This is a genomic window from Stappia sp. MMSF_3263, from assembly GCF_030733745.1.
Classification (GTDB): Bacteria; Pseudomonadota; Alphaproteobacteria; order Rhizobiales; family Stappiaceae; genus Stappia.
Map to the genome: position 1 here is coordinate 148979 of NZ_JASHIK010000003.1, position 23386 is coordinate 172364.

The window sequence follows — 23386 nt, forward strand, 5'->3', positions numbered from 1 at the left end:
ATCGTGGGACCCGTGTCAGGCGGGAAGGGAAGGTGTCTTGCCCAGAGTATCGACCAGGCGGAGCGGCGGGTCGAGCGCGAAAACGCGCAAGGGCTCCTGCCGGCCGCGAATGGCGATCTCCGTTTCCTCGGCCGCATCGCATGCATAGCCGGCCGTCTGCATGACCGTCTGCGATACGACCAGCGCACGGCCGAACTCCTTCGAGGCGCCTTCCAGCCGGCTGGCGGTGTTGACCACGTCGCCGAGCGCGGTGATGCGGCCGCTGGCGCCGTTGCCGTTGACAGCCCCGATACGCCCGAGGATGACCTGGCCGGCATGCAGCCCCATGCCGATGCGCAAAGGCGCCTCGAGCTGCGAGGCAAGTTCTTCGTTGAGCTGGGCGATGCTTTCGGCAATGGCATTGGTGGCGGCCAGAGCGTTGCGGCAGCCCGCCTGAATACCGTCGCTCATGCCGAAGATCGCCATCACCCCGTCGCCGATGAATTTGTCCACATATCCTCCACAGGCCTCGATGGCGCGTCCGGTCTCGCCGAGATAGCGGTTCAGGATGAACACGACGTCGTAGGACAGGCGGGTTTCGGCCAGGCCGGTGAAGTTTCTCAGGTCGACGAAGAGAATGGCCGCAGGCTGTTCCACGCCCCAGTGGTAGGCATCGCCCGCGGCCCCGGCGACACGCGCCGCGCCGCGCGCGGGAACGAGCGGCTGCACACGCAGGTTCGCCTGCGGGCGGATCTGGCAGGCGAGGCGCACATTGGCATCCGCACCGATGCGCGACAGGACCCTGGCTTCGGTGGCCGAGGCCTCGGGCAAGGTCTGGGCGCCGTCGAGGATCCGGGTCCTGCAGGTCGAGCAGCGGGCCCGGCCGCCACAGACATCGGCATGGGGGATGCCGTTCATCCGGCTGATCTCGAGCAGCGTGGGACCGGGCGCGACGCGCAGGATGCGGTCGCCGGGATAGACGATTTCGATGTTTCTGGCGAACCGGCGCATGACGACGCGGGCGACAAGCACGATGGCAACGAGGGCAAGCAGCAGCAGGAACCCGCGCTGCAAGGCGGTGATCAGCGGATCGGACCAGGCGGTCATCTCGCGGGTCAGGGGGAAGGGCGGGTTTTCGGTCAGGCGCAGGCGCTGGGCCGCGGCGGTCCAGCCCCAGGTGGCGAGCAGGGGAACGAGCAGTGCCACCGCGAACACAAGCAGGCGCCAGCGCGGGTAGCCGGCTTTCACCCTGAGCCAGAAATGCAGGCCGATCATGCCGTGGCTCCACACCAGCAGCATCAGGAGCGTCTGGTTGAAGACCAGGCCTGGCCACAGGATGGTGAGGACATTGCGATAGCTGTCCTCGTAGCCGAAGCGCGCGGCCAGACCGCCCGTTCCCAGCGCATGCGGGATCAGCAGGAAGGGAATGCACAGGCCCAGAAGCAATTGCGCCCATTGCCAGGCCGACAGGCGCAAGGTGCGCCGGCGGGCGGTTTTCCACAGTGCCAGCGTGACATGGACGATCAGGGCTGCGAGCAGAAGCGCTTCGCCCGGGGGACTGCGCCAGACCGCCAGGAAGGCGATCCTCCCGGCCTCCATCGCTTCGAGCGACCAGATGCCGAGCGCATGGTTGAGAAAATGGGTGAAGGCGAAAGTCAGCAGCACGAGGCCGCTTGCCAGACGCAGGCGCTGGCGCAGCGTTGCGCCGTCCATCCTGCCGGTCCTCCCTGAATGCCCGGTCATCGCTTCCGTCCCCTTGCGTGTTCCGGCCGGCGGGGCCGGTCCCGGTCTTGACGGCCAAGGCGAGGGTCGCTCATCTTCGCCAGCCGGATCGCCCGGCCGATCCCGCAACCCGGAGGCTTTTCGAGATGACCGCCACCCTTTACGGTATAGCCAATTGCGACACGGTGAAGAAGGCCCGGCGCTTCCTGGACGAGCGCGGCACCGGCTATGTCTTCCACGACTACAAGAAGGCAGGGGCCGATCCGGCGCTTCTGGCCCGGTTTGTCGATGCGTTCGGTTGGGAGCCGATCGTCAACCGGCGCGGCACCACGTGGCGCAAGATCGACGAGGCGACGCGCGCCGGCGTCATCGATGCCGCCTCGGCGATCGCCGTGCTTGCGGCCAATCCCTCGGCCATCAAGCGGCCGATTATCGAGATGGACGGCCGCTGGATGATCGGCTTCGACGAGGCCTCCTGGTCGACGCTCCCCTGAGCGGTCGGCCCTACGGCTTCCACAGCCGTTCGATGTCGAAGGCGTGGATGTCCTTGAGCAGGTCGACGAAACCGCGCGCGGCGTGATCGAGCGAGGCCTCGCCCTTGACGGCCGTCGCGGCGGCGGCGTTGCCGACCGTGCCGGCCGGGTTGAGATCCTGCGCCTTCCAGCCGAACTGGGCCGGCCCGTGCCCGCGCAGATGCTTGAACTCGCGGATGAAGTCGAGCTGGGTGGAGCGGAAGTCGGTGGCCTTGGACATGTCGACGAGGTCTGGCCGCAGATAGAGCATGATCGACGTCTCTATGTCGCCGCCATGGATGCCGTAGGTGAATTCCTTGTCGGGGAAGATGCCGTGCGGCTGGCCGAAGCGGGACCAGCCCGTGGCCGTCACCAGCATGTCGTGCTTCACCCGCAATTCGCGCGCGACGATGTCGATGATCGGCACGTTGCCGCCATGCGAGGTGACAAGCACGAGCTTGCGTATCCCGGCGCGCGCGATGCTGTCGCCGATCTCCTCCCAGGCGCGCGTCACCGTCTCCCAGGAAAGGGTCAGTGTGCCGGGCGAGGAGATATGCTCGTTGGACTTGCCGATGGCCTGCACGGGAAGAAAGGTTGCCGGCAGGTCCTCCGGCAGGAGCTCCAGAACGCGCGAAATCTGGCCTTCGGCGATGCAGGTGTCGGTGAAGACAGGCAGATGCGGCCCGTGCTGCTCGATGGCGGCAACCGGAAGAATCGCGATCCATGACGAGGTGTCGGCCTCGGCGAATGTGTGGGCGCTCATCTCATGCCAGAAACGGCGGGGAAGGTTGGACATGACGGCCTCTTGAAGCAAACGGGGTGGGGTGCGGCAAGCCGCATTGTCGTGGGCAAACCATAGCGCGCGAACCCGGCAGCGTCATTGCCGGCGGCGCGGGTTGCCTCACAAAAAACTGAAGCGCCGATGCCGGGCGGATTAACCCTTCGCTTACCTGCCCCTGCGGAAGATCGCGTCATGTTCGCGGCTCTTCACTTTTCCGGCCTTGCCCTCGCGCCGGCCACGACAGGCGCGGCGCGCTCGGAGCCATCGTCGGGTGTTGCATCCGGCGCGGGCGCGGCTGCAAGAACGCGTGCGCCATCCCCGGCGCTTGCCGGAGAGGGCGGCAGCGCGGTCACGGCGGTCGCCACCTTGCGAAGCGATGCGGTCGCCGCCCTTCAGGCAGGCGATGCAAGCGCACAGGCACGAAAGGACGAGCGCGATCCGACCGCGACGTCCGCTCTTTCGGCGAAACCGGCCTCCGAAGACGACGAGGACGGCGGCGGGGCGGGCGCGCTCGAGGGCGAGGACCTTTCCCCGGAAGAGGAAACCCAGGTTCGCGATCTCAAGAAGCGCGACGCGGAAGTCAAACAGCACGAGCAGGCGCATGCCAGCGTCGGCGGGCCCTATGCCGGGTCGCCGAGCTACCAATATACGCGCGGGCCGGACGGCAAGCGCTATGCGGTGTCCGGCGAGGTGCCGATCGATGCCTCCGCGGAGCGCGAACCGGAGCAGACCATCCGCAAGATGGAGGTCGTGATTCGCGCAGCCCTCGCACCGGCCGAACCCTCGCCGCAGGACCGACAGGTGGCCGCGCAGGCGAGCCAGACCCGCAGCGAGGCCCAGGCGGAGCTGCAAAAGCAGCGCGCCGAGGAACAGACAGGCGGGAGCGACACGCCCGCAACTGGGCTCGACGCGGAACCGGCGTCGGCGCGCGGCGACGATGCCCGGGACACTCAAGCGGCCGAGGCGCGCCGACAGGCGGGGGCCGCCGTTGCCGCCTACCGGGTATCCGAGGCCGCAACGGCGGGCCTGGTCACGAGTGCGGCGAACGGCGGGCGTATCGCCTGAGGGATGCGCGCTAAAGCGCTTCCAGGAAGCGTTTGGCGGCGGCGCCGTGTTCGGCGCGCAGCTTTTCGACATCCATGTTGACCGGCAGGCCGTCGGTCACTTTCCACTCGCCCCCGACCATCACGCGCGAGGCGGCATGGGCCCCGCACAGCACCAGGGCGGCGAGCGGGTCGCCGGATCCGGAAAAGCGCAGCTCGTCGAGCGTGTAGAAGGCCAGGTCCGCCTGCTTGCCCGGCGCGATGGCGCCGAGGTCCTTGCGTCCGAGGCAGCGTGCCGAACCCTCCGTCGCCCAGCGATAGGTGTCGAAATGGGTGACGGACGCCGCGTCATAGGTGAGCCGGTTGATCATCAGCGCGTGCCGCAGGCTCTCCATCAGGTTGGAGTTGTCGTTCGAGGCCGAGCCGTCGACACCGAGCCCGACCGGACAGCCTGCTGCCTCCAGCTCCTTGGTTCGGCACTGGCCCGAGGCCAGCGTCATGTTGGAGGTCGGGCAGTGGCAGACGCCGACGCAGGCATGGCCAAGGCGGCGTATCTCGTCGTCGTTGAAATGAATGCCGTGGGCGAGCCAGACGCGCTCGTTGAGCCAGCCGCATTCCTCCAGATAGTCGACCGGCCGGCACTGGAAATGGTGCAGGCAGTAGTCGTCCTCGTCGATGGTCTCGCCGAGATGGGTGTGCAGGCGGCAGTCGAAGCGCTCGGCCAGCGCGACGCTCTCGCGCATCAGCCGCTTGGTGACAGTGAAGGGCGCGCAAGGAGCGAGCGCCACCTGGATCATCGCCCCTTCGGACGTGTCGTGGTAGCGCGAGAGCACCCGCTCGCAGTCGGCCAGGATCGTGTCCTCGTCCTGGACGACGGTGTCGGGCGGCAGGCCGCCGTCCTTCTGGCTGAGGTTCATGGAACCGCGGGTGACCGTCATGCGGATGCCGAGGCGGGTCGCTTCCTCCACCTGGATGTCGATGGCGTTCTCGAGACCGGCGGGAAACAGATAATGATGATCCGCCGCCGCCGTGCAGCCCGACATCAGCAGTTCCGTCAGGGCCAGCCGGGTGCCCATCCGGAAGGTTTCCGGCGTGACGTTTCTCGCCCAGATCGGATAGAGCGCCTGGAGCCAGGGAAACAGCTCCTTGTTGATGGCGCTCGGATGGGCGCGCGTCAGGGTCTGGAAAAAGTGATGGTGGGTGTTGATGAGGCCGGGAATGACGACCTCGCGCGAGGCGTCGAGGGTCTCATTCACCGGCCGCGACGGCGCGCCGCCGGAGGGAATGCATTCGGCGATCCGTCCGTCCTCGACGACGATGCCGCCGCCGGCGTTTTCCGCAAGGATTGCGAGCGGGTTCTTGATCCACATGCGCATGAATGTGCGTCCTGTTGTCGGCTCGACCTGCAGGCTTTGATAGCGGCTGTCATGGCCGCCCGAGTTCCGCACAGGGAAGTGGGGTCCAAGCATGATCCCCGAGCGCGGGCGGCCGGCGGCAAGACCGGACAGCCCGATGTCGGGATGCAGGGAATCTAGCAGACCGGGAAAGATCGCGGCAATGCGGGAGTTGCGTGCTCCACCCTGTCAGGGGGCGCTGGCGATGACCTCGATCTCGACCACGAATTCCGGGCGGGCGAAGCCGGAGACGATCATCAGGGTCGAGGCCGGCGGCGGCGAGCCGGTGAATTCGTCCCGTGTCTTCATGTAACCGGGCAGGTGCTCGCGGCCGGTGACGAAGGCGTTGATGCGCACGATGTCCGAAAGATCCATGCCGGCTTCGGTCAGGATCGCGGCGATGTTGGCGAAGCAAAGGCGCGTCTGGCCCTCGACGTCGGAAGGAACGTCGCCTTGCGAATCAATGCCGAGCTGGCCCGAGCAGACGACGAGGCGGTGTCCGGCCGGGATTTCGACCGCGTGGCTGTAGCGGGCAAAGGGCGGTGCGATGCTGCCGGGGGTGAGTGCCTTGGTCATGATGTTTCCCTGATCGTTCATTTGCCGTCGCGGCGACTTGCTGTCCCGACCCTAGGAGACCGCCGGCGTTTTGGGAATCCGCCGGAGGAGCCGCGCTGATCATTTAGCGGGCGTTAGATGTTGTTTCGATGCCGCTTTTTTGTGCGGGCAACCTGGGGTACTGTTCGTCAAGCCTGTCACGTAACCGGGGTCGGCGGGGCGCGCTGCGGCGTTTGCCATTGTTGATCGCGCGGATGCGAAAGAAACAGCGAGCGGGGATGGCGAATTGTCAGTTCTGACTGTACCGGCATCCCTTTTGGCATATCGATTGCTGTGTGGGAGTTGATGGCTTTCTTCAGGGTGCCGGGCAGGTGAACAATGCCGCGTGGTTCTCACGCGGGGGCAACGGCATGCCGCCAATCGGGACGGAATGATCGGTCTGGAAGAAAAGCCGGCACGCAATTGCATCATTTCTGGAGGCGAACAGCATCATGCGGACAGTTTCAAAGAATGCCCTGCTGGCGGGCGCGGCCCTGGCGGCGCTTGCCGTTTCGGGCCTTGGCGCCGCGGCGCAGGAAAAAGTGACCTTCGGCACCAACTGGCTCGCCCAGGCCGAGCACGGCGGCTACTATCAGGCGGTCGCGGACGGCACCTATGCCGCCTGCGGTCTCGATCTTTCCATCGTCTCCGGCGGACCCCAGGTCAACAACCGGGCGCTGATGCTCGCCGGCAAGATCGATTTCCTGATGGGCGGTAACATGCTGCAGGCCTTTTATGCGCAGCGTGAGGGCATTCCGATCGTCGTGGTGGCCGCGGATTTCCAGAAGGAGCCGCAGGTCATCATCACCCATCCGGGCAAGTACGAGAGCTTCGAAAGCCTGGCCGGCGCGGCGCCGCTGCTGATCGGCGACAACGGCTTTGCCTCCTACTACCAGTGGATGATCTCGGAATACGGGTTCACCGTCGAGCAGCGCCGCCCCTACACGTTCAATCCGGCTCCCTTCCTCGCCGATCCGACCGCGGGCCAGCAGGGCTACGTCACCTCCGAGCCCTATGCGGTCGAACGAGAGGGCGGTTTCAAGCCGGACATCTTCCTGATTGCCGACTACGGCTTCAGCACCTACGCGACCACCGTCGAGACGATGGCCGACACGGTCGCCAACCGGCCCGAGGTGGTGAAGTGCTTCGTCGAGGGATCGGCCATTGGCTGGACCAATTATCTTTACGGCGACAACTCCGCCGCCAACGAGATGATCATCAAGGACAATCCGGAGATGACCGCCGAGCAGATCGCCTTCTCCATCGAGAAGATGAAGGAGTTCGGCATCGTCGATTCCGGCGATACCGAAACGCTTGGCATCGGCGCCATGACCGACGAGCGCATGACGGACTTCTACGAGAAGATGGTCAAGGCGGGCGTCATCGAGGAAGGTCTCGACCTCAAGGCGACCTACACGCTCGAATTCGTCAACAAGGGCGTCGGGCTCGACCTGAAGAAGAAGCTGACAGGGAACTGAGGCTGTTGACCCAGATGTTTGCGAACCGGCCGGCACGGCAGGAAGACAGGGGAGCTCGCGGGTGATCGCGGACGGCTCCAGTCTCGCGGGGAGCGAAAGCTCCCCGCGAACACCCATCGTGTCCTTGCAGCGGGTCACGAAAACCTTCTCCAACGCAACCGTTGCGCTCAAGGACATGACGCTCGATATCGGGCAGGGCGAGTTCGTCAGCCTGCTTGGCCCGTCGGGTTGCGGCAAGTCCACGGCGCTGAGAATCATCGCCGGGCTTTCGGGCGCGAGCGGCGGGCGGCTGGTCTGGCCGAACGAACGCCCCGGCTCACGGGATCACGAGATCAGTTTCGTCTTCCAGGAGCCGACCCTGATGCCGTGGGCGACGGTCTTCGCCAATGTCCATCTTCCGCTGAAGCTCAAGGGCGAAAGCGCCGGGCAGGCGCGCGGGCGGGTCATGGAAGCGCTGGAGATGGTCGGTCTCGAAGGCTTTGCCGACAGCTACCCGCGGGAGCTTTCCGGGGGCATGAAGATGCGCGTCTCCATCGCCCGGGCGCTGGTGACCAAGCCGAAGCTGCTGTTGATGGACGAGCCCTTTGCCGCGCTCGACGAGATCACCCGTTTCCGCCTCAACAACGATTTGTTGCGGCTGTGGGAGGAGTTCGGCTGGACCGTCATCTTCGTCACCCATTCGGTGTTCGAGAGCGTTTACCTCTCGAACCGGATCGTGGTGATGGCGGCACGTCCCGGGCGGGTGGTCGCCGATCTTGCTGTCAATGCACCTTATCCCCGCGACGAAACCTTCCGCACCTCGCACGCCTATTCCGACCATTGCCGCCAGGCATCGGACGCGCTGCAGGCGGCGATGGGGGGCGATGACGGGCAACATTGAGCGGTCCGGGCGGTGTCCCCGCCCGGGTTCGCACAGCACGCCACCATCCCTTCCAGAGACAGACAGGACCGACCGCATGACGGCCAACACGGATATGTCCCAACGGCTGGACCAGGCCGACGACACGCCGCCGATCGACCCGGCGGAAGCGCGCAAGGCGCGCCGCGCGCGGATCGACCGTGTCGCGCGGTGGCTGCTGCCGGTACTCGTGATGCTGGGGACTGTCGGTCTCTGGCAGTGGTATGTGGATGCCTACAACGTTCCCCACTACATCCTGCCCGGGCCGGACCGGGTGGTCGATGCGCTGGTCAAGGACTGGTCGACACTGTGGCCAGCCCTTTTGATCACGCTGCAGATCACGCTCGGCGCGCTGATCATCGCCACGGTCGGCGGTGTCGGACTTGCGGTCCTCTTCGCCCAGTCGAAATGGGTGGAGATGTCGTTCTTCCCCTATGCGGTCATTCTGCAGGTGACGCCGGTGATCGTGATCGCGCCGCTGATCTTCATCTACGTTCCCTCCAAGATCGTGGGCCTGCTGATCTGCGCCTGGATCGTGGCGTTCTTCCCGATCCTGTCGAACACGACGCTGGGGCTGAACTCGGCCGACCACAACCTGCGCAACCTGTTCCAGCTCTACGGCGCCAGCCGCTGGCAGACCCTGCGCTACCTTCGTCTGCCGGCGGCGCTGCCCTACTTTCTCGGCGGCCTGAAGATCGCCGGCGGCCTGTCGCTGATCGGTGCCATCGTCGCCGAATTCGTCGCCGGAACCGGCGGGCTCGGTTCGGGCCTCGCCTTCAAGATCCTGGAGGCGAGCTACCGGTTGAACATCCCGCGCATGTTCGCCGCGATCCTGCTGATCTCGGCCACCGGCATCATCATCTTCGCCAGTCTCAGCATCCTTTCGCACCTGATGCTGCGTCACTGGCACGAGAGCGCCATCAAGCGGGATACATGACGAAATGAGCGATGCAGCCCGGCTCGACCTTCCGGAAAGCGGCTATGTGCTGGCCAATGCGACGGTGCCGAGCGCCGTCACGTCGGGCACGATCAACCACATGGGCGACGGGCTCGGGCGCGCGGACCTGCTGATCGAGCGCGGCGAAATCGCTTCCGTCGCGCCGTGCGGGTTGCTCGTCGGACGCGACGACCTGCCAGCCATCGATCTCGACGGCGGGCTTGTCCTGCCGGCCTTCGTCGACATGCACACCCATCTCGACAAGGGGCATATCTGGCCGCGCAAGCCCAATCCCGACGGAACCTTTCCCGGCGCCCTGACGGCGGTCTCGGAGGACCGCCCGGCGCGCTGGTCGGCGCAGGACCTGCGCCGACGCATGGATTTCGCCCTGCGCACCGCCCATGCGCACGGCACGGCGATGGTGCGGACACATCTGGACAGCATCCCCCCGCAAGAGGCGATCAGCTGGCCGGTCTTTCAGGAGGTGCGCCGCGACTGGGCGGATAGGATCGAGATACAGGCCTCGGCGCTCTATGGCGTGGAAAGCCTGCTGCAGCCGGGATTTCTCGATCATATCGCCGATATCGTGCGCGATGCCGGCGGCACGCTGGGTGCCGTCACCTACATGATCGAGGGGCTCGAGAGCAGCCTCGATGCGCTGTTCCAGGCGGCATCCCGCCGCGGGCTCGATCTCGATTTCCATGTCGACGAGACCGCCGATCCTCAGGCCCGATCGTTGCGTCTGATCGCGGAAGCGGCCTTGCGCAACCGTTTCAAGGGCAGGATCGTCTGCGGCCATTGCTGTTCGCTCGCACTGCAGGACGCGGAGGAGGTGGACCGCACGCTCGACCTCGTCGCCAGGGCCGGCATCGGCGTGGTATCGCTGCCGCTTTGCAACATGTACCTGATGGACCGCCAGGCCGGGCGAACACCGCGATGGCGCGGTGTCACCCTGCTGCACGAAATGCGCGGGCGCGGCATCCCGGTCGCGGTTGCCTCCGACAACACCCGCGACCCCTTCTACGCCTATGGCGACCTCGACATGGTCGAGGTGTTCACCCAGGCGGTGCGCATCCTGCATCTCGACCATCCGGTCGGCGACTGGATCCGCACCGTCACCGTGACACCGGCGCAAATGCTCGGCGACCCGATGCGAGGGCGTATCGACGCCGGCCTGCCTGCCGACCTTGTCCTGTTTCGCACCCGCAACTGGAACGAGCTGTGCGCCCGGCCATCCGGACCGAGGCGGGTGTTGCGCGCCGGGCAGGAGATTGGGCGAAACCTGCCGGACTATCGTGAACTCGACGACCTGATGGAGCCTTGATCATGTACGATATCGCCGCGCTTAAAGCCGCCCTGGAGGGATTGGCGATCGAGGACAATCCGCAGATCGTCCGGCAGAAGAGCCGCGACTTCTTCTGGTACTCGCCGGTGCTGAAGCGCCAGCTCGAGGACGTCACCGCGGATATCGTGGTCAACGCGAAAAGCGAGGCGGATGTCATTCGCGTGCTCGCCGCCTGCCATGATCTGGACATTCCGGTGACGACGCGCGGGGCGGGGACGGGCAATTACGGCCAGGCGATGCCCCTGTCCGGCGGCGTGGTACTCAACCTGGCCGAGATGAACGGAGTGATCGAGATCGGCGCGGGCTTCGTGCGGGCGCAGGCCGGTGCGATCATGTCCGCGATCGATGATGCGGTGCGCCCCTCGGGCCAGGAGTTGAGGATGCATCCCTCGACCTATCGCACGGCGACGATCGGCGGCTTCGTCGCCGGAGGGTCCGGCGGCGTCGGCTCGATCAACTGGGGCGGCCTGCGCGACTTCGGCAACATCATCGAGCTGAAGGTGGTGACGATGGAGGCCGAACCGCGCGTGCTGACGCTCGCCGGGGCCGAATTGCACAAGGTCAGCCATGCCTATGGCACCAACGGCATCATCACCGAGGTGACGGTTCCGCTGACGGCGGCCTATGACTGGGTCGACGTGCTGGTGTCGTTTTCCGATTTCGCCGGAGCCGCACAATACGCCGATGCGCTGGCCAACCAGGACGGCATCCTGACCAAGGAGATCGCGCCGATCGGCGCGCCCCTGCCGCACGACTATTTCCTGAGGCATCGCAAGTTCGTGCGCGCCGACCAGTCGGTCTGCGCGGTGATGGTGGCGCCTTTCGCGATGGATGCCTTCGCCGCCTTCACCGGCCGGCACGACGAGGCCGCCATCGTCTACCGCTCGGACACCGCCACCGCGGAGGAGAGCAAGGGGCTGCCGCCGGTCTATGAACTGACCTGGAACCACACGACCTTGCGCGGCCTCAGGGTCGATCCGAGCATCACCTATCTCCAGGTCCTTTATCCGTTCCCCGACCATGTCCAGAAGGCATCCCGGCTGGCCGAACTGTTCGGCGACGAGGTGCCGGGACATCTGGAATTCGTGCGTTTCGACGGCAAGATCACCTGCTTCGGCCTGCCCATCGTGCGCTACACGAGCGAGGAGCGGCTGAACGAGATCATCCGCATCCACGAGGACATGGGCTGTCCGATCTTCAATCCGCACCGTTACACGCTGGAGGAAGGCGGCATGAAGCAGACAGACGCGGTGCAGCTTGCCTTCAAGCGCGAGGCGGATCCCAAGGGCCTTCTCAATCCCGGCAAGATGATCGCCTGGGAGAACCCGGATTTCGATTTCGCCTCGGAACAGACCTATCTCTTCCCAGGCCTGGGGCGTTAGGTCTTGCCATGCGGGTGCTCCTGATCCATGCGCATCCGGTGGAGGAGAGCTTTTCGGCCGCCTTGAAGGCGGAGGCCCTGCGGGCACTGGTTGCAGCCGGCCACAGCGTCGAGGAGTGCGATCTCTATCGCCGGGGCTTCAACCCGGTGCTGACCTGCGAGGAGCGCATCGCCTATCACGACCTTGAAACGAATCGCGGGCCGGTCGAGGACTATGTCGCACAATTGCTCAGGGCCGAGGCGATCGTGCTTGTCTATCCGGTCTGGAACTTCGGCTTCCCGGCGATCCTGAAGGGCTATTTCGACCGGGTCTTCCTGCCGGGCGTCTCGTTCCGGATGAAGGACGGCAAGGTGGTTCCCAATCTGCGGCACGTTCGCCGTCTGGTGGCCATCACGACTTATGGCGGCAGCCGGTTTCGCGCCTTTCTGGTCGGCGATCCGCCGCGCAAGCTGATATGCCGCGTCTTGCGCGCGTTGATCGCGCGCACGGGGCGGCTGTCCTATCTGGCGCTCTATGACATGAACCGCAAGGATGCGGCTGGCCGGGCGGCATTCCTCGCCCGGGTGGGAGACGAACTGAAGAGACTTTGATGCGCATACTGCTCGTCTATTGCCATCCGTCGGCGGAGAGTTTCGCCGCCGCCCTGCGCGACACCGCCATCGAGACGCTGACCGCCGGCGGGCACGAACTGCGGGTGACCGACCTTCACGCGCAGGGCTTCGATCCCGTGATGGGTGAGGCGGAATGGCGCTGCTATGCCGACCCGGACTGCAACCGCAATCCGGTTGCCCCGCATGTCGACGACATCCTGTGGGCGGAGGCGCTGCTCTTCGTCTATCCGACCTGGTGGTTCGGGCTTCCGGCCATGCTGAAGGGCTATCTCGACCGGGTCTGGATCCCGCATGTGACCTTCGACATTCCGACCCAGACATCGGGGATGCGGCCGCGCATGCAGCATATCGGCAGGATCGCGGTGATCACCACCTGCGGCGCGTCCTGGTTCGTGTCGAAGATGATGGGAGAGCCGGGCCGCCGCACGATCCTGCGCGGCATCCGGGCGCTGTGCCTGCCGCGATGCCGGGCTCGCTATCTTGCGCATTACAACATGGACAGTTCCACGCCGCAGAGCCGGGCGCGCTACCTTGGCAAAGTGAAACGGTTTCTCGCCGGTTGGTAAGCCGTCTTGCAAGCCGCGCCGCTCGGTGCCCACTCTGCCGGTTTTTCCCAGAGGAGCGAATCCGCTTTGATATTCAGCCGATCCCGGCACATTATTGAATGTGCCGGGTAGGTATGCCGCGAACCGGCTTATGGAATTTTCATCAGGTTCGTTCGGTGTCATCAAGCTTTCATTTGCCGGCGTTAGAAGGCGGGACATGGCGTTCAATCACAAAAAGAGCGTGACGTTTCGCCTGGCGCAGACCGCCAAGGCCCATCGTTCGCGCGCAGGCACCCACCTTTCCCGGATCGGTCTCCATCCGGGTCAGGAATCCGTTCTCAAGGTTCTGGCCGAGGAAGACGGCCAGACGATGAGCAAGCTGGCCGCGACGCTGTCGGTGCAACCGCCGACGGTGACCAAGATGGTGACGCGCCTGTCGGCGCAGGGATTCCTGCGGCGCGCGACATCGGAAACCGATGGCCGCCTCGCCAGGGTGTTTCTCACCGACGAAGGCCGTGCCCTCGTGGAAACGGTCGACAAGACGTGGAAGCGGCTGGAGCGGGAAGCGCTTGCCGGGCTCGACGACAAGGACCGCAAGAAGCTGCGCAAGCTGCTGCGCCAGGTCGAGAAGAACCTCGGTTCGCGCACGGTCGACGATCTCGACCTGGAGCCTGACGAGGCCGACTGAGAGGCCGACTGGCGGCAACCGGCCCTTGCACCTGCGGGCAGGAGCGGTTGCGGCGTGTCGCCAGGGTGTCAGCCGGCCATGCCCGCCAGGTGCAGGCCGAGGCCCGCAAGGCCGCAGACGACAACGATTTCCGCAACTCCCCGCCTCAGCCTGAAGAGAAGAAACGCGGCCAGTGCGGCCAGCCCAAGGACCAGCGGGTCGAAGCTCGCGACATCCGGCAGGGGCATGGAAAGCGCTCCCCATTCGAACTCTGCCACATCCGAAAACAGCACGTTCAGCGCGAACCAGACGGACAGGTTGAGGATCGTGCCGACGACCGCGGCGGTGACCGCCGTGAGCGCGCGCGACAGCCAGGCCACCGTCCGGATGCGCTCGACGAAAGGCGCACCGAGCAGGATGAAGAGGAAGCTCGGCGCGAAAGTGACCCAGGTCGTCATCATCGCCGCAAGCAGCCCGCCAAAGGCGGGGGAGAGCGGCGCCGGATCCCGGTAACCGCCGAGGAAGCCGACGAACTGGGTTACCAGGATGAGCGGACCGGGGGTCGTCTCGGCAAGACCGAGACCGTCGAGCATTTCCCCGGGCGTCAGCCATCCCCGCGCCTCGACGGCGACCTGCGCCATGTAGCTGAGCAGCGCGTAGGCCCCTCCGAAACTGACCAGCGCCATCGTCGAGAAGAATCCGGCGATCTCGACGAGGACATGCTGCGGGGAAAGCAACAGGACGGCAGTGCCGACCGGCAGCCCCCACAGGCACAGGCCGACCGCAAGCCCCGCCAGAAGCGAGGGGCGGGCAGGCGCCCGCGCGGTGTGCGGCATGTGTGGTGTACTTGCCGTTGGCGGTGCGGGCGCGGGCGGTGCGGGCGCGGGGGCAAGCGCGACACCGGCAAGCGCCGCGGCGATCACGACGAGGGGAAAGGGAAGCTTGAACAGGAACAGCGCCAGGAACGAGAGGCCGGCGACGGTCCAGGCCAGCGGCGTTGCCAGGGCACGGGTGCCCAGGCGCGCAAGCGCCTGTACGACGATCGCGAGCACGGCGGCCTTGATGCCGTAGAACAGGCTTTCCACGACGGGGCTGGAGCCGAAGCCGACATAGAGAAACGACAGCGCCAGCATGGCGAGGGCGCCGGGCAGGATGAAGAGCAGCCCGGCGACAAGGCCGCCGCGAACACCTCCCACCATCCACCCGCAATAGGTGGCGAGCTGTTGCGCCTCCGGGCCCGGCAACAGCATGCAGTAGTTGAGCGCGTTGAGAAAACGGTCCTCGCCGACCTTCTTTCCCTCGGCGACGAACTCCTTGTGTATCAGCGCGATCTGGGCCGCGGGCCCGCCGAAGGAGGCAAGACCGATTGCCAGCGAGCGCCGCGCCAGCCAGGCTCGTTCGTCGCGGATGTCGTCGCTCGGTCGTCTGACCATCGGCACGTTCTTCCTTGCGCGGGCGGTATGCCCGGGTTGAGCGTAGCGCATAGCGGGTCTGCGATTCCGCTGCATGACAAATCGCGACTTTCGCCCGACCATTCTATATGTAGGACAAATGCTCGGCCGCAGGTCGGGATGCGATCGGGTGTGTCGACCAGACAGCGTCCGCCGGATGACGATTGGGGTAGACACCGTTGAGTTCCACGCAGCAGGCGGGCACGGCCCGCAAAGGCCTTATCCCCGAGCGCTTCGTCGGTATTGCCCTCATTTCCTTCGCGTTCCTGTGTTTTTCCGGACTTGATACGACGGCCAAGTATCTCGGCCAGTCGTTGCCGGCGGAGCAGATCGTGTGGATGCGCTTCGTCACCCACGTGGTCTATGCGGTGGTGCTGTTCCGTCTCTGGCGCATGCCCCATGTGCTGAAAAGCCGGCGCTGGGGTCTGCAGATCTTCCGGGCGCTATGCCTGCTCGGCTCCACCGTCTTCAATTTCTTTGCCGTGCGCCACATGCAGCTGGCGGAAACCGTCTCGATCATGTTCGCCGCCCCCTTCGTGGTGACGGCGCTGGCCGGTCCGTTGCTCAACGAGTGGGCAGGCCTGCGGCGCTGGATGGCGATCATCGTCGGGTTCATCGGAGTTCTCGTGGTGACGCGGCCCGGACTTGGCGAGATGCACTGGGCGGCGATCCTGTCGGTCTGCTCGATGCTGAGCTACGCGCTCTACGCACTGACGACGCGCATGCTGGCGCAGACCGAATCGCCGATCGGCATGCTGCTGATTTCCGCAGCCGTCGCGGCGACCGCGATCACGCCATTCGGCATCTCCGCCTGGGTTCCGCCCGCGGACACCTGGACCTGGGTCCTGTTGCTGTCGACCGGCGCCTGGGGCGGCATCGGCCATTTCGCGCTGATCCGGGCGCATGTCCTGGCGCCGGCACCGGTGCTGGCACCCTTCATGTATACCCAGATCATCTGGATGACGGGGCTCGGCTATCTCGTCTTCAACGATGTGCCGGGCGTGTTCACCCTCGTCGGAGCCTCGATCGTCGTCGGCTCCGGCCTCTACATCCTCTACCGGGAGCGCAAGATCTCGCGCGGCGAGGCGGCCGCGGATGCCGCGGGCGGCAGCGTGGGCAGCTAAGGCCCCTCCGGGATGGGAGGACAGGGCCGCGCGGGCTCTTGTGCGACCGCCCCGCATCGGGGATCTTTCCAAAGACCCAATATCGGGATGCACGTCTTGAGCGAAACACCACCTGCCAGCGGCGACGCGAGGGATCCGAAGGATCGCGACGACGGTGCGACGTCCGGGGATACGGGGCGTTCCGCGCACCGCACCGGTCCGCGCCGTATCACGCTTGGCGACATGGCGGCGGAACTCAACGTGTCGACGGCGACCGTCTCGCTGGCGCTGCGCAATTCGCCGCTGGTGGCGAGCGAGACGCGCGAGCGGATCAAGGCGCATGCGCGCGGCGTCGGCTACATCTACAACCGGTCCGCTGCCGCTCTCAGGACGGCCCGCTCCAACATGGTGGGCGTTGCGGTCCACGATATTCTCAACCCGTATTTCGCCGAGGTATTTCGCGCGCTGGAGGACGAACTCGGCCGGGAGGAGCAGGTTGTCCTGATCTGCAATCACCGGGACGACGTGACGCGGCAACGCGGCTTCATCGACAGCCTGCTGCAGCATCGCATCGACGGCCTCGTCCTGTGCGCCTCGGTCGATACCCGGCCCGAGGAGATCAACGAGCTGGTCGCGACCGGCATCCCGGTAACGCTGATCTGCCGCGACGTGGAAGAGGCGCGAGCTCCGGTGGTGCGTGGGGACGACATAGCCGGTGGGAGGATGCTGACCGGGCATTTCATCGAGCGTGGCCACGAGCGGATCGCGATGATCGGCGGTCGTCGTCGCAGCTCGGCCGGGCGCGATCGCAATCTCGGCTGGCGTCAGGCGCTGGTCGAGGCCGGGATAGATCCCGAGGCGCAGACCGACATTCCCGAATTGATGACCCAGGTCGACGGCCGTGACGCGGTGCCGGGCCTGCTGGCCTCCGGAGCGGCGCCGACCGCCATCTTCGGCTTCAACGACCTGATCGCCCAGGGATTGGTGTCCGGGCTGCGACGGGCCGGCGTCGAGCCGGGTGCGGGCATGGCGATCGGCGGTTATGATGACACGGATGGCGCGGTTGGCGGGTCGCCGGCGCTGACCTCGGTGTGGAACAGTCCGGATCAGATCGGGCGCGAGGCGGCCGGGCTGATCCTGCGACAGATCGGCGGCGAGGCGGTTGGCGACGAGCGCCGCCTGATCACGCCGCGCCTCAACATTCGCGAGAGTTCTCCGCCACCGGGCGGTCAATCCAGGGGCTGAAAGGCCTGCTTTCCTTCCGTCAACACAATCACATTCAGGGAGACATTCATGGCCTTGGCCGAAATCCTCATGCTCGGGCGGATGCTGCCGATCGTCGAGACCAGTCTTGACGCGGACTTCACCGTTCACAAGGTTGCCGCCGCCGATGTGGCATCGCTCGATCCGGAGCTGTGCGCCAGGGTTCGTGCGGTGGCGGGCGGTGCGCATGTTCCGGTCAATGCGGAGCTCGTCGACAGGCTGCCGGCTCTGGAGATCGTCGCCAATTTCGGCGTCGGCTACGATTCCGTTGACGCGCGCTACTGTGCCGAGAAGGGTGTGTGCGTGACCAACACGCCCGACGTGCTGACCGAGGAAGTCGCGGACACCGCGCTCGGGCTGTTGCTGATGACGGCACGCGAGTTTGGCGCGGCGGAGCGCTACCTGCGCGCCGGCCGCTGGACGGGCGGCCCCTATCCGCTGACACGCGCCACCTTGCGCGGTCGCAAACTCGGCATCCTGGGGCTTGGCCGGATCGGCAAGGCGATCGCGGCGCGCGCCGAGGCGTTCGGGCTGGAGATCCACTATCACGGCCGGTCGCGCCAGCAGGGCGTCGCCTACACTTATCACGACAGCCTGGAAGGCCTGGCGCGGGCCTGCGACACGCTGATGGTCGTGGCGCCGGGCGGCGCGGAAACGCGCGGCATCGTCAATGCGCAGGTCCTCAAGGCGCTGGGCCCGGAGGGGATCGTGATCAATGTCGGGCGCGGCACGGTGATCGACGAGGCGGCGCTGATCACGGCGCTGCAGGATGGCACCATTCTGTCCGCCGGTCTCGACGTGTTCGAGGACGAGCCGCGCGTGCCCCAGGCCCTGATCGACATGGACCGGGTGACGCTGCTGCCGCATGTGGGATCGGCCTCGCGTCATACCCGCGACGGGATGGGCCGGCTTGTCGTCGACAATCTCCTGTCGTGGTTCCGCGAAGGCAAGCCGCTGACGCCGGTTGCCGAGACGCCGTTCGTCAAGCGCGGTTAAACAAGCTTAACGAAGCGTTAATGCATTGGCGTCATTCTGCGAGAGTTGCAGGACAGGCGACAGACAGGGGCCGGTTGCAATGCAATCGCCCGTGAGACCCTTCCGGCAACGACCGCAGGATGGCGGGCGGCAGGCTGCCGACTCGCGATCCGCCTGATGTCGCGCCAGATACCGGCCAGCGGAACCATCCGGCCGGATCCCGCGCAAGCAGCGGAGCCTTTGTCATGGGCCGTTCTCTCAGCCGCCTTGGCGCTCTTCTCAGTGCCGCGCTCTTCTCACTGGTTTTCTTCGGCACGGGATTGGTCGGCGCGGAGACGGTGGAGCATGGGCTTGCCGGGCCCTGGCGCCTGGCGGACGAGGTGTCCGGCGCCAGTTGCGCGCTCTATCTGCATGCCGAACAGGTGGGAGGCGCGGCGCCGGCCGGCCTCTTCCGCGCCGAGGTGACGTCCTGCGGCGCCGACCTGGCCTCCGGCATGGCCTCCCTTTCCTGGCGCACCCTTCCGCAGGGCGGCATGGAACTGGTCGCCCCGGATGGCGCCCTGATCGCGGCCTTCGATGTGGGCGAGCGCGAAGGGTTGTCCTCCATCGCGCCCGCCGGCGTTTTCCTCGTCCTGATGCCGGAAGCGCCGGTCGAGCTCTCGAGCCTCATTCCCGGCGCTCGCTGACACGACGGGAGCAGGCAACTAGCCGCGCGGCTGCGACAGGAACTCGCCCATGCGCTGCAGCGCAAGCGCGATGTTGTCCGCCGAGTTGGCATAGGACAGGCGGATATATCCCTCGCCCAGGATGCCGAAGTCCGGCCCGCCGATAACGGCGACGCCTGCCTCCTCGAGCAGAGCGGAGGCAAGCGGTTTCGCCTTCCAGCCCGTACCGGAAATATTGGGGAATGCGTAGAAGGCGCCCATCGGCGTGCGCGCCGACACGCCGGGCAAGGCGTTCAGCCCCTCGACCACCAGCTTCCGGCGCTTGTCGAACTCCACCATCATGGCCGCGACCGCGTCCTGCGGCCCCTCGAGCGCGGCGAGACCGGCGAACTGCGCCGGCGCGTTGACGCAGGACCAGCAGTTGACGGCGAGCTTTCGGGCCTTGTCGATGAGCTGGTCCGGCCAGACCGCATAGCCCATCCGCCAGCCGGTCATGGCATAGGTCTTCGACCAGCCATCGAGCAGGATCAGCCGGTCGCGGATCGCCTCGAATTCCAGCAGCGAGCAATGCACGGCGCCGTCATAGGTCATCTGCCCGTAGATCTCGTCGGACAGGATGGCGATGTCGGGGCGCGTCTCCAGCCCTGCGACGAGCTTCTCGATCTCGGCGCGCGGGGTGACGCCGCCGGTCGGGTTGGCGGGCGAGTTGAGAATGACGAGGCGCGTGCGCGGCGTCAGCAGGGAGAGGGTTTCCTCGGCCGAAAAGGCGAAATCGTTTTCCTCGCGGATCGGCACGGGCACGGGCGTTGCCCCGGTGAACTCGATCATCGAGCGGTAGATCGGGAAACCGGGGTTCGGATAGAGGATCTCGGCGCCAGGCTCACCGAACATCAGGATCGCCATGAACATGGTGACCTTGCCGCCGGGCACGACCACCACATTGTCCGGATTGACCGATGCTCCACGGCGTCGGTCGATGTCGGCGGCGACGCCTTCGCGCAAGGGAAGGATGCCGGTCGCCGGCGTGTAGCCGTGATGACCGTCCTGCAGCGCCTTCACGGCCGCCTCGACCACGTGTTCAGGCGTGCGGAAATCGGGCTGCCCGATGCCCAGATTGATGATATCGCGTCCCTGTGCGGCGAGCGCGGTGGCACGGGCGAGGACGGCGAAGGCATTTTCCTCGCCGATCCTGTTGAAGCCCTCGATCGTTTTCAGCAATGGTTTCTCCCGGTCTCGCCAGCGCCGCCGCCGTGAGTGTCGAGGGGCTGCGCGTTGCCGTTGTTTTAGCCGGACGGAGCGGATTGCGAAAGCCGGTCGCCGGCCGTGCACCGTCCTTTGCCGGGGCATCTGGAGGAGAAGTCATGGCCGCCATGCATATCGAGACGCCGGTCGGCACGCTCGAGGTCGAGGAGCACGAGGGGGCGATCGTGCGGCTGACCTGGGGCCGGGCGCGGGAGGAAAGCCCGACGCCGCTGCTGGAGGAGGCGCTTCGTCAGATCGGGGCCTATTTCGACGGGACATTGCGGGACTTCGACCTGCCATTGGCTCCGGCGGGAAACACATTCCAGCAATCGGTGCACCGCGAGATGCTGGCGATCCCCTATGGCAGCACGCGCAGCTATGGCGAGATCGCCGAGCGGCTTTCCACCTATGGCCAGCCGGTGGGGCAGGCCTGCGGGGCCAATCCGATACCGCTGATCATTCCCTGCCACCGGGTTCTCTCGGCAACCGGTCTCGGCGGCTATTCCGGTGCGGGCGGCCTCGACACGAAGATCGCGCTTCTGAAGCACGAGGGCGGCTTTCCGTTCCTGCTGTGACGCCCGCGACGGTCATCCGGAGCACGGCTTTTGCCAAGACCACGAAATTTCGGTAGTCCCAAGGCAACGACACCCCATATCCTCCGGCAAAGGCCGCCGGCATCGACCCGATCGGTGCACCGCCGGCCCGCGCGGACGCGAACCCAGGCAAGACCCATGACCCTCTCCCAGGACAGCAAGATCCCCGTCACCGTGCTGACCGGCTATCTCGGCGCCGGCAAGACGACGCTTCTCAACCGGATCCTCAGCGAGAATCACGGCACCCGCTATGCCGTCATCGTCAACGAGTTCGGCGAGATCGGCATCGACAACGACCTTCTCGTGGAATCCGACGAGGAAATCTTCGAGATGAACAACGGCTGCATCTGCTGCACCGTGCGCGGCGACCTGATCCGCACGGTGGAGAACCTGATGAAGCGGAAAGGTTCGTTCGACGCGATCGTTGTCGAGACGACCGGTGTTGCCGATCCGGCTCCTGTCGCGCAGACCTTCTTCATGGACGAGGACGTGCGGGCCAAGGCGAAGCTCGATGCGGTCGTCGCCGTGGTCGACTGCCGGCATGTGCTTGCCCGGCTGGCCGACACGTCCGAGGCGGAAGACCAGATCGCCTTTGCCGACGTGATCCTGCTCAACAAGACCGATCTTGTCACCGCCGAGGAACTGAAGGCGGTGGAAGCCCGGATCCAGGCGATCAACCCTTACGCGGTGCTGCATCGGAGCGAGCGCTGCGCCGTGCCGCTCGACAGCGTCCTCAACCGGGGTGCTTTCGATCTTGACCGGATCCTGTCGCTCGATCCGCATTTCCTTCAGGAGGCCGAGCACAGCCACGAATGCGGCCCCGATTGCGATCACGACCATCACGATCATGATCACGGCCATGACCACCATCACGGGCACGGCCACCATCATCACGACGAGGGGACGCATTCGGTGAAGAGCGTGTCGATGACGGCCGGCGAGCTCGATCCGCAAGTGTTCTTCCGCTGGATCGGCGACATGACCCAGACCCAGGGTCCCAACATTCTCCGCCTGAAGGGCATCATGGCGTTCCAGGACGATCCCCAGCGTTATGTGGTGCAGGGCGTGCACATGATCGTCGAAGGCGATCACCAGCGCGACTGGAAGGAGGGCGAGGCGCGTGTCAGCCGGCTGGTGGTGATCGGCCGCGAGCTCGACTTCGACGCCATCCAGACGGCTTTCAAGGCCTGCGAGGCCTGACGGCAATGGTCAGTGTCGCTCCTCTCGATCCCGGCGGATATGTCGTCGCGACCACGTTTCTTGGCGAGCAGCCTGTCTTTGCCGTCGGCGACGGCCTTGTCGTCATGCTCACGGATGCCGGCGAACGCCGGATCACCCTGCACGAGGGCGGCCTGCTCGCCGCCTGCCGGTCGCTGGAGGGGGATGCGCTCATCACCGGCGGGGACGATGGTACCGTGCGGCGGATGTCGGCGGACGGATCGCACGAGACCCTGGCGGAGCTGCCGCGCAAGTGGATCGACCTGCTCGCCGCCGGTCCGCAGGGCAGCGTCGCCTTGGGCGCGGGCCGCATCGCGCAGGTACGGCTGGCCTCTGGCGAGATCCGCGATTTCTCGCAGGACCGGGCCGTTGGCGGCCTGGCCTTCGCGCCCAAGGGCCTGCGGCTGGCGGTCGCCCGCTACGACGGCGCCACGTTGCAATTCGTCAATGCCGCCGCCCAGGCCCAGGAGCTTGCCTGGAAGGGTGCGCACAAGGGCGTCGTGTTCTCGCCGGACGGCAAGTATCTGGTGACATGCATGCAGGAAAACGCGCTGCATGGCTGGCGGCTTGCCGACGGGCAGGACATGCGCATGACCGGTTACCCGGGCAAGGTGAAGTCGGTGAGCTGGTCGGCGAAGGGGCGCTATCTGGCGACATCGGGCGCCAACGCGGCGATCCTCTGGCCGTTTTTCGGCAAGACGGGACCGATGGGTCAGCAGCCGTTGCAGCTCGGCGCGCGCTCGGACCAGCTTGTCACCCATGTGGCCTGCCATCCGGAAGAAGAGGTTGTCGCGATCGGCTACCAGGACGGCATGGTGCTGGCGGTCCGCTTTTCCGACAATCGGGAAGTGCTGTTGCGACGACCGGGCGAGGGGGAGATCAGCGCGCTCGCGTGGGACCAGGCCGGGTTCCGCCTGGCATTCGGGACAAGTGCCGGCGAGGCCGGGATAATCTCCCTCGACGGATCCGGGTAACAGGAAGGTTCGCC

Annotated in this window: 23 protein-coding genes; 17 read left to right on the forward strand and 6 right to left on the reverse strand. The window is 66.1% G+C overall.

Annotation, left to right across the window (positions count from 1 at the left end):
• Positions 1-15: 15 nt before the first annotated feature.
• The gene (locus RBB46_RS05320) at positions 16-1692 is read right to left on the reverse strand and encodes an adenylate/guanylate cyclase domain-containing protein (RefSeq protein WP_306027858.1); all 1677 of its coding nucleotides are present in this window, start codon (positions 1690-1692) and stop codon (positions 16-18) included.
• 155 nt (positions 1693-1847) lie between these two features.
• Between RBB46_RS05320 and RBB46_RS05325 the strand changes: the two genes are divergently transcribed.
• Complete coding sequence (locus RBB46_RS05325; RefSeq protein WP_306027859.1) at positions 1848-2195, forward strand: ArsC family reductase; 348 nt, start codon at positions 1848-1850, stop codon at positions 2193-2195.
• A 10-nt stretch (positions 2196-2205) separates the two neighbouring features.
• Here RBB46_RS05325 and RBB46_RS05330 read toward each other — a convergent pair whose 3' ends face one another.
• Positions 2206-3009 (reverse strand): creatininase family protein, encoded by an 804-nt coding sequence (locus RBB46_RS05330; RefSeq protein ID WP_306027860.1) that lies wholly within the window; start codon positions 3007-3009, stop codon positions 2206-2208.
• Between the two features lie 177 nt (positions 3010-3186).
• On the opposite strand from RBB46_RS05330, the gene RBB46_RS05335 reads away from it, so the two are divergent.
• Positions 3187-4059: a putative metalloprotease CJM1_0395 family protein gene (locus tag RBB46_RS05335; RefSeq protein WP_306027861.1), complete on the forward strand. Its 873-nt coding sequence runs from the start codon at positions 3187-3189 to the stop codon at positions 4057-4059.
• A gap of 10 nt (positions 4060-4069) precedes the next feature.
• On the opposite strand, the gene RBB46_RS05340 is transcribed toward RBB46_RS05335, so the two are convergent.
• Together RBB46_RS05340 and RBB46_RS05345 are read right to left on the reverse strand one after the other, a co-directional pair.
• Entirely contained in the window at positions 4070-5413 is a 1344-nt protein-coding gene (locus RBB46_RS05340; protein WP_306027862.1) for an 8-oxoguanine deaminase, read from the reverse strand.
• A 207-nt stretch (positions 5414-5620) separates the two neighbouring features.
• On the reverse strand, positions 5621-6007 hold the full coding sequence (locus RBB46_RS05345) for a RidA family protein (RefSeq protein ID WP_306027863.1): 387 nt from the start codon (positions 6005-6007) through the stop codon (positions 5621-5623).
• Between the two features lie 470 nt (positions 6008-6477).
• On the opposite strand from RBB46_RS05345, the gene RBB46_RS05350 reads away from it, so the two are divergent.
• The 8 genes from RBB46_RS05350 (at position 6478) to RBB46_RS05385 (ending at position 13909) form a co-directional block, all read left to right on the forward strand.
• Entirely contained in the window at positions 6478-7503 is a 1026-nt protein-coding gene (locus RBB46_RS05350) for an ABC transporter substrate-binding protein (protein ID WP_306027864.1), read from the forward strand.
• 61 nt (positions 7504-7564) lie between these two features.
• Positions 7565-8383 carry an ABC transporter ATP-binding protein gene (locus RBB46_RS05355; RefSeq protein WP_306027865.1) on the forward strand — a complete coding sequence of 273 codons (819 nt, stop codon included), beginning with the start codon at positions 7565-7567 and terminating at the stop codon, positions 8381-8383.
• Positions 8384-8459: 76 nt separating this feature from the next.
• Positions 8460-9338, forward strand: a complete 879-nt coding sequence (locus RBB46_RS05360; RefSeq protein WP_306027866.1) for an ABC transporter permease — start codon at positions 8460-8462, stop codon at positions 9336-9338.
• Between the two features lie 4 nt (positions 9339-9342).
• Positions 9343-10662 carry a cytosine deaminase gene (locus RBB46_RS05365; protein ID WP_306027867.1) on the forward strand — a complete coding sequence of 440 codons (1320 nt, stop codon included), beginning with the start codon at positions 9343-9345 and terminating at the stop codon, positions 10660-10662.
• Between the two features lie 2 nt (positions 10663-10664).
• On the forward strand, positions 10665-12065 hold the full coding sequence (locus RBB46_RS05370; protein ID WP_306027868.1) for an FAD-binding oxidoreductase: 1401 nt from the start codon (positions 10665-10667) through the stop codon (positions 12063-12065).
• Positions 12066-12073: 8 nt separating this feature from the next.
• Positions 12074-12655, forward strand: coding sequence for an NAD(P)H-dependent oxidoreductase (locus tag RBB46_RS05375; RefSeq protein WP_306027869.1), 582 nt, complete (start codon positions 12074-12076; stop codon positions 12653-12655).
• The gene (locus tag RBB46_RS05380; protein WP_306027870.1) at positions 12655-13242 is read left to right on the forward strand and encodes an NAD(P)H-dependent oxidoreductase; all 588 of its coding nucleotides are present in this window, start codon (positions 12655-12657) and stop codon (positions 13240-13242) included. The genes RBB46_RS05375 and RBB46_RS05380 overlap by 1 nt, the downstream gene beginning before the upstream one ends.
• A 196-nt stretch (positions 13243-13438) precedes the next feature.
• Positions 13439-13909, forward strand: a complete 471-nt coding sequence (locus RBB46_RS05385) for a MarR family winged helix-turn-helix transcriptional regulator (protein ID WP_306027871.1) — start codon at positions 13439-13441, stop codon at positions 13907-13909.
• A 68-nt stretch (positions 13910-13977) separates the two neighbouring features.
• Here RBB46_RS05385 and chrA read toward each other — a convergent pair whose 3' ends face one another.
• The gene (gene chrA, locus RBB46_RS05390; protein WP_306027872.1) at positions 13978-15321 is read right to left on the reverse strand and encodes a chromate efflux transporter; all 1344 of its coding nucleotides are present in this window, start codon (positions 15319-15321) and stop codon (positions 13978-13980) included.
• Between the two features lie 197 nt (positions 15322-15518).
• On the opposite strand from chrA, the gene RBB46_RS05395 reads away from it, so the two are divergent.
• The 4 genes from RBB46_RS05395 (at position 15519) to RBB46_RS05410 (ending at position 19366) form a co-directional block, all read left to right on the forward strand.
• Positions 15519-16463, forward strand: a complete 945-nt coding sequence (locus tag RBB46_RS05395; RefSeq protein WP_306027873.1) for a DMT family transporter — start codon at positions 15519-15521, stop codon at positions 16461-16463.
• Positions 16464-16559: 96 nt separating this feature from the next.
• Positions 16560-17687: a LacI family DNA-binding transcriptional regulator gene (locus tag RBB46_RS05400; protein WP_306027874.1), complete on the forward strand. Its 1128-nt coding sequence runs from the start codon at positions 16560-16562 to the stop codon at positions 17685-17687.
• A gap of 48 nt (positions 17688-17735) precedes the next feature.
• Entirely contained in the window at positions 17736-18701 is a 966-nt protein-coding gene (locus RBB46_RS05405) for a 2-hydroxyacid dehydrogenase (protein ID WP_306027875.1), read from the forward strand.
• Between the two features lie 224 nt (positions 18702-18925).
• Positions 18926-19366, forward strand: a complete 441-nt coding sequence (locus tag RBB46_RS05410; protein ID WP_306027876.1) for a hypothetical protein — start codon at positions 18926-18928, stop codon at positions 19364-19366.
• Positions 19367-19384: 18 nt separating this feature from the next.
• Here RBB46_RS05410 and RBB46_RS05415 read toward each other — a convergent pair whose 3' ends face one another.
• The gene (locus tag RBB46_RS05415; protein WP_306027877.1) at positions 19385-20563 is read right to left on the reverse strand and encodes a pyridoxal phosphate-dependent aminotransferase; all 1179 of its coding nucleotides are present in this window, start codon (positions 20561-20563) and stop codon (positions 19385-19387) included.
• 143 nt (positions 20564-20706) lie between these two features.
• On the opposite strand from RBB46_RS05415, the gene RBB46_RS05420 reads away from it, so the two are divergent.
• From RBB46_RS05420 to RBB46_RS05430, 3 genes are all read left to right on the forward strand, one after another.
• Positions 20707-21162: a methylated-DNA--[protein]-cysteine S-methyltransferase gene (locus RBB46_RS05420; protein ID WP_306027878.1), complete on the forward strand. Its 456-nt coding sequence runs from the start codon at positions 20707-20709 to the stop codon at positions 21160-21162.
• Positions 21163-21318: 156 nt separating this feature from the next.
• Positions 21319-22380 carry a GTP-binding protein gene (locus RBB46_RS05425; RefSeq protein WP_306027879.1) on the forward strand — a complete coding sequence of 354 codons (1062 nt, stop codon included), beginning with the start codon at positions 21319-21321 and terminating at the stop codon, positions 22378-22380.
• Positions 22381-22385: 5 nt separating this feature from the next.
• On the forward strand, positions 22386-23372 hold the full coding sequence (locus RBB46_RS05430; RefSeq protein WP_306027880.1) for a WD40 repeat domain-containing protein: 987 nt from the start codon (positions 22386-22388) through the stop codon (positions 23370-23372).
• The last annotated feature ends 14 nt before the right edge of the window (positions 23373-23386 follow it).

What these genes read in the sequence shown, in the direction of transcription:
- RBB46_RS05385 (WP_306027871.1), top strand. Translation starts at nt 13,439, where the DNA reads ATGGCGTTCAATCACAAAAAGAGCGTGACGTTTCGCCTGGCGCAGACC.
- RBB46_RS05320 (WP_306027858.1), bottom strand. Translation starts at nt 1,692, where the DNA reads ATGGACGGCGCAACGCTGCGCCAGCGCCTGCGTCTGGCAAGCGGCCTC.
- RBB46_RS05345 (WP_306027863.1), bottom strand. Translation starts at nt 6,007, where the DNA reads ATGACCAAGGCACTCACCCCCGGCAGCATCGCACCGCCCTTTGCCCGC.
- chrA (WP_306027872.1), bottom strand. Translation starts at nt 15,321, where the DNA reads ATGGTCAGACGACCGAGCGACGACATCCGCGACGAACGAGCCTGGCTG.
- RBB46_RS05330 (WP_306027860.1), bottom strand. Translation starts at nt 3,009, where the DNA reads ATGTCCAACCTTCCCCGCCGTTTCTGGCATGAGATGAGCGCCCACACA.
- RBB46_RS05365 (WP_306027867.1), top strand. Translation starts at nt 9,343, where the DNA reads ATGAGCGATGCAGCCCGGCTCGACCTTCCGGAAAGCGGCTATGTGCTG.
- RBB46_RS05340 (WP_306027862.1), bottom strand. Translation starts at nt 5,413, where the DNA reads ATGCGCATGTGGATCAAGAACCCGCTCGCAATCCTTGCGGAAAACGCC.
- RBB46_RS05420 (WP_306027878.1), top strand. Translation starts at nt 20,707, where the DNA reads ATGGCCGCCATGCATATCGAGACGCCGGTCGGCACGCTCGAGGTCGAG.
- RBB46_RS05360 (WP_306027866.1), top strand. Translation starts at nt 8,460, where the DNA reads ATGACGGCCAACACGGATATGTCCCAACGGCTGGACCAGGCCGACGAC.
- RBB46_RS05430 (WP_306027880.1), top strand. Translation starts at nt 22,386, where the DNA reads ATGGTCAGTGTCGCTCCTCTCGATCCCGGCGGATATGTCGTCGCGACC.
- RBB46_RS05405 (WP_306027875.1), top strand. Translation starts at nt 17,736, where the DNA reads ATGGCCTTGGCCGAAATCCTCATGCTCGGGCGGATGCTGCCGATCGTC.
- RBB46_RS05370 (WP_306027868.1), top strand. Translation starts at nt 10,665, where the DNA reads ATGTACGATATCGCCGCGCTTAAAGCCGCCCTGGAGGGATTGGCGATC.
- RBB46_RS05380 (WP_306027870.1), top strand. Translation starts at nt 12,655, where the DNA reads ATGCGCATACTGCTCGTCTATTGCCATCCGTCGGCGGAGAGTTTCGCC.
- RBB46_RS05335 (WP_306027861.1), top strand. Translation starts at nt 3,187, where the DNA reads ATGTTCGCGGCTCTTCACTTTTCCGGCCTTGCCCTCGCGCCGGCCACG.
- RBB46_RS05410 (WP_306027876.1), top strand. Translation starts at nt 18,926, where the DNA reads ATGGGCCGTTCTCTCAGCCGCCTTGGCGCTCTTCTCAGTGCCGCGCTC.
- RBB46_RS05350 (WP_306027864.1), top strand. Translation starts at nt 6,478, where the DNA reads ATGCGGACAGTTTCAAAGAATGCCCTGCTGGCGGGCGCGGCCCTGGCG.
- RBB46_RS05425 (WP_306027879.1), top strand. Translation starts at nt 21,319, where the DNA reads ATGACCCTCTCCCAGGACAGCAAGATCCCCGTCACCGTGCTGACCGGC.
- RBB46_RS05375 (WP_306027869.1), top strand. Translation starts at nt 12,074, where the DNA reads ATGCGGGTGCTCCTGATCCATGCGCATCCGGTGGAGGAGAGCTTTTCG.
- RBB46_RS05325 (WP_306027859.1), top strand. Translation starts at nt 1,848, where the DNA reads ATGACCGCCACCCTTTACGGTATAGCCAATTGCGACACGGTGAAGAAG.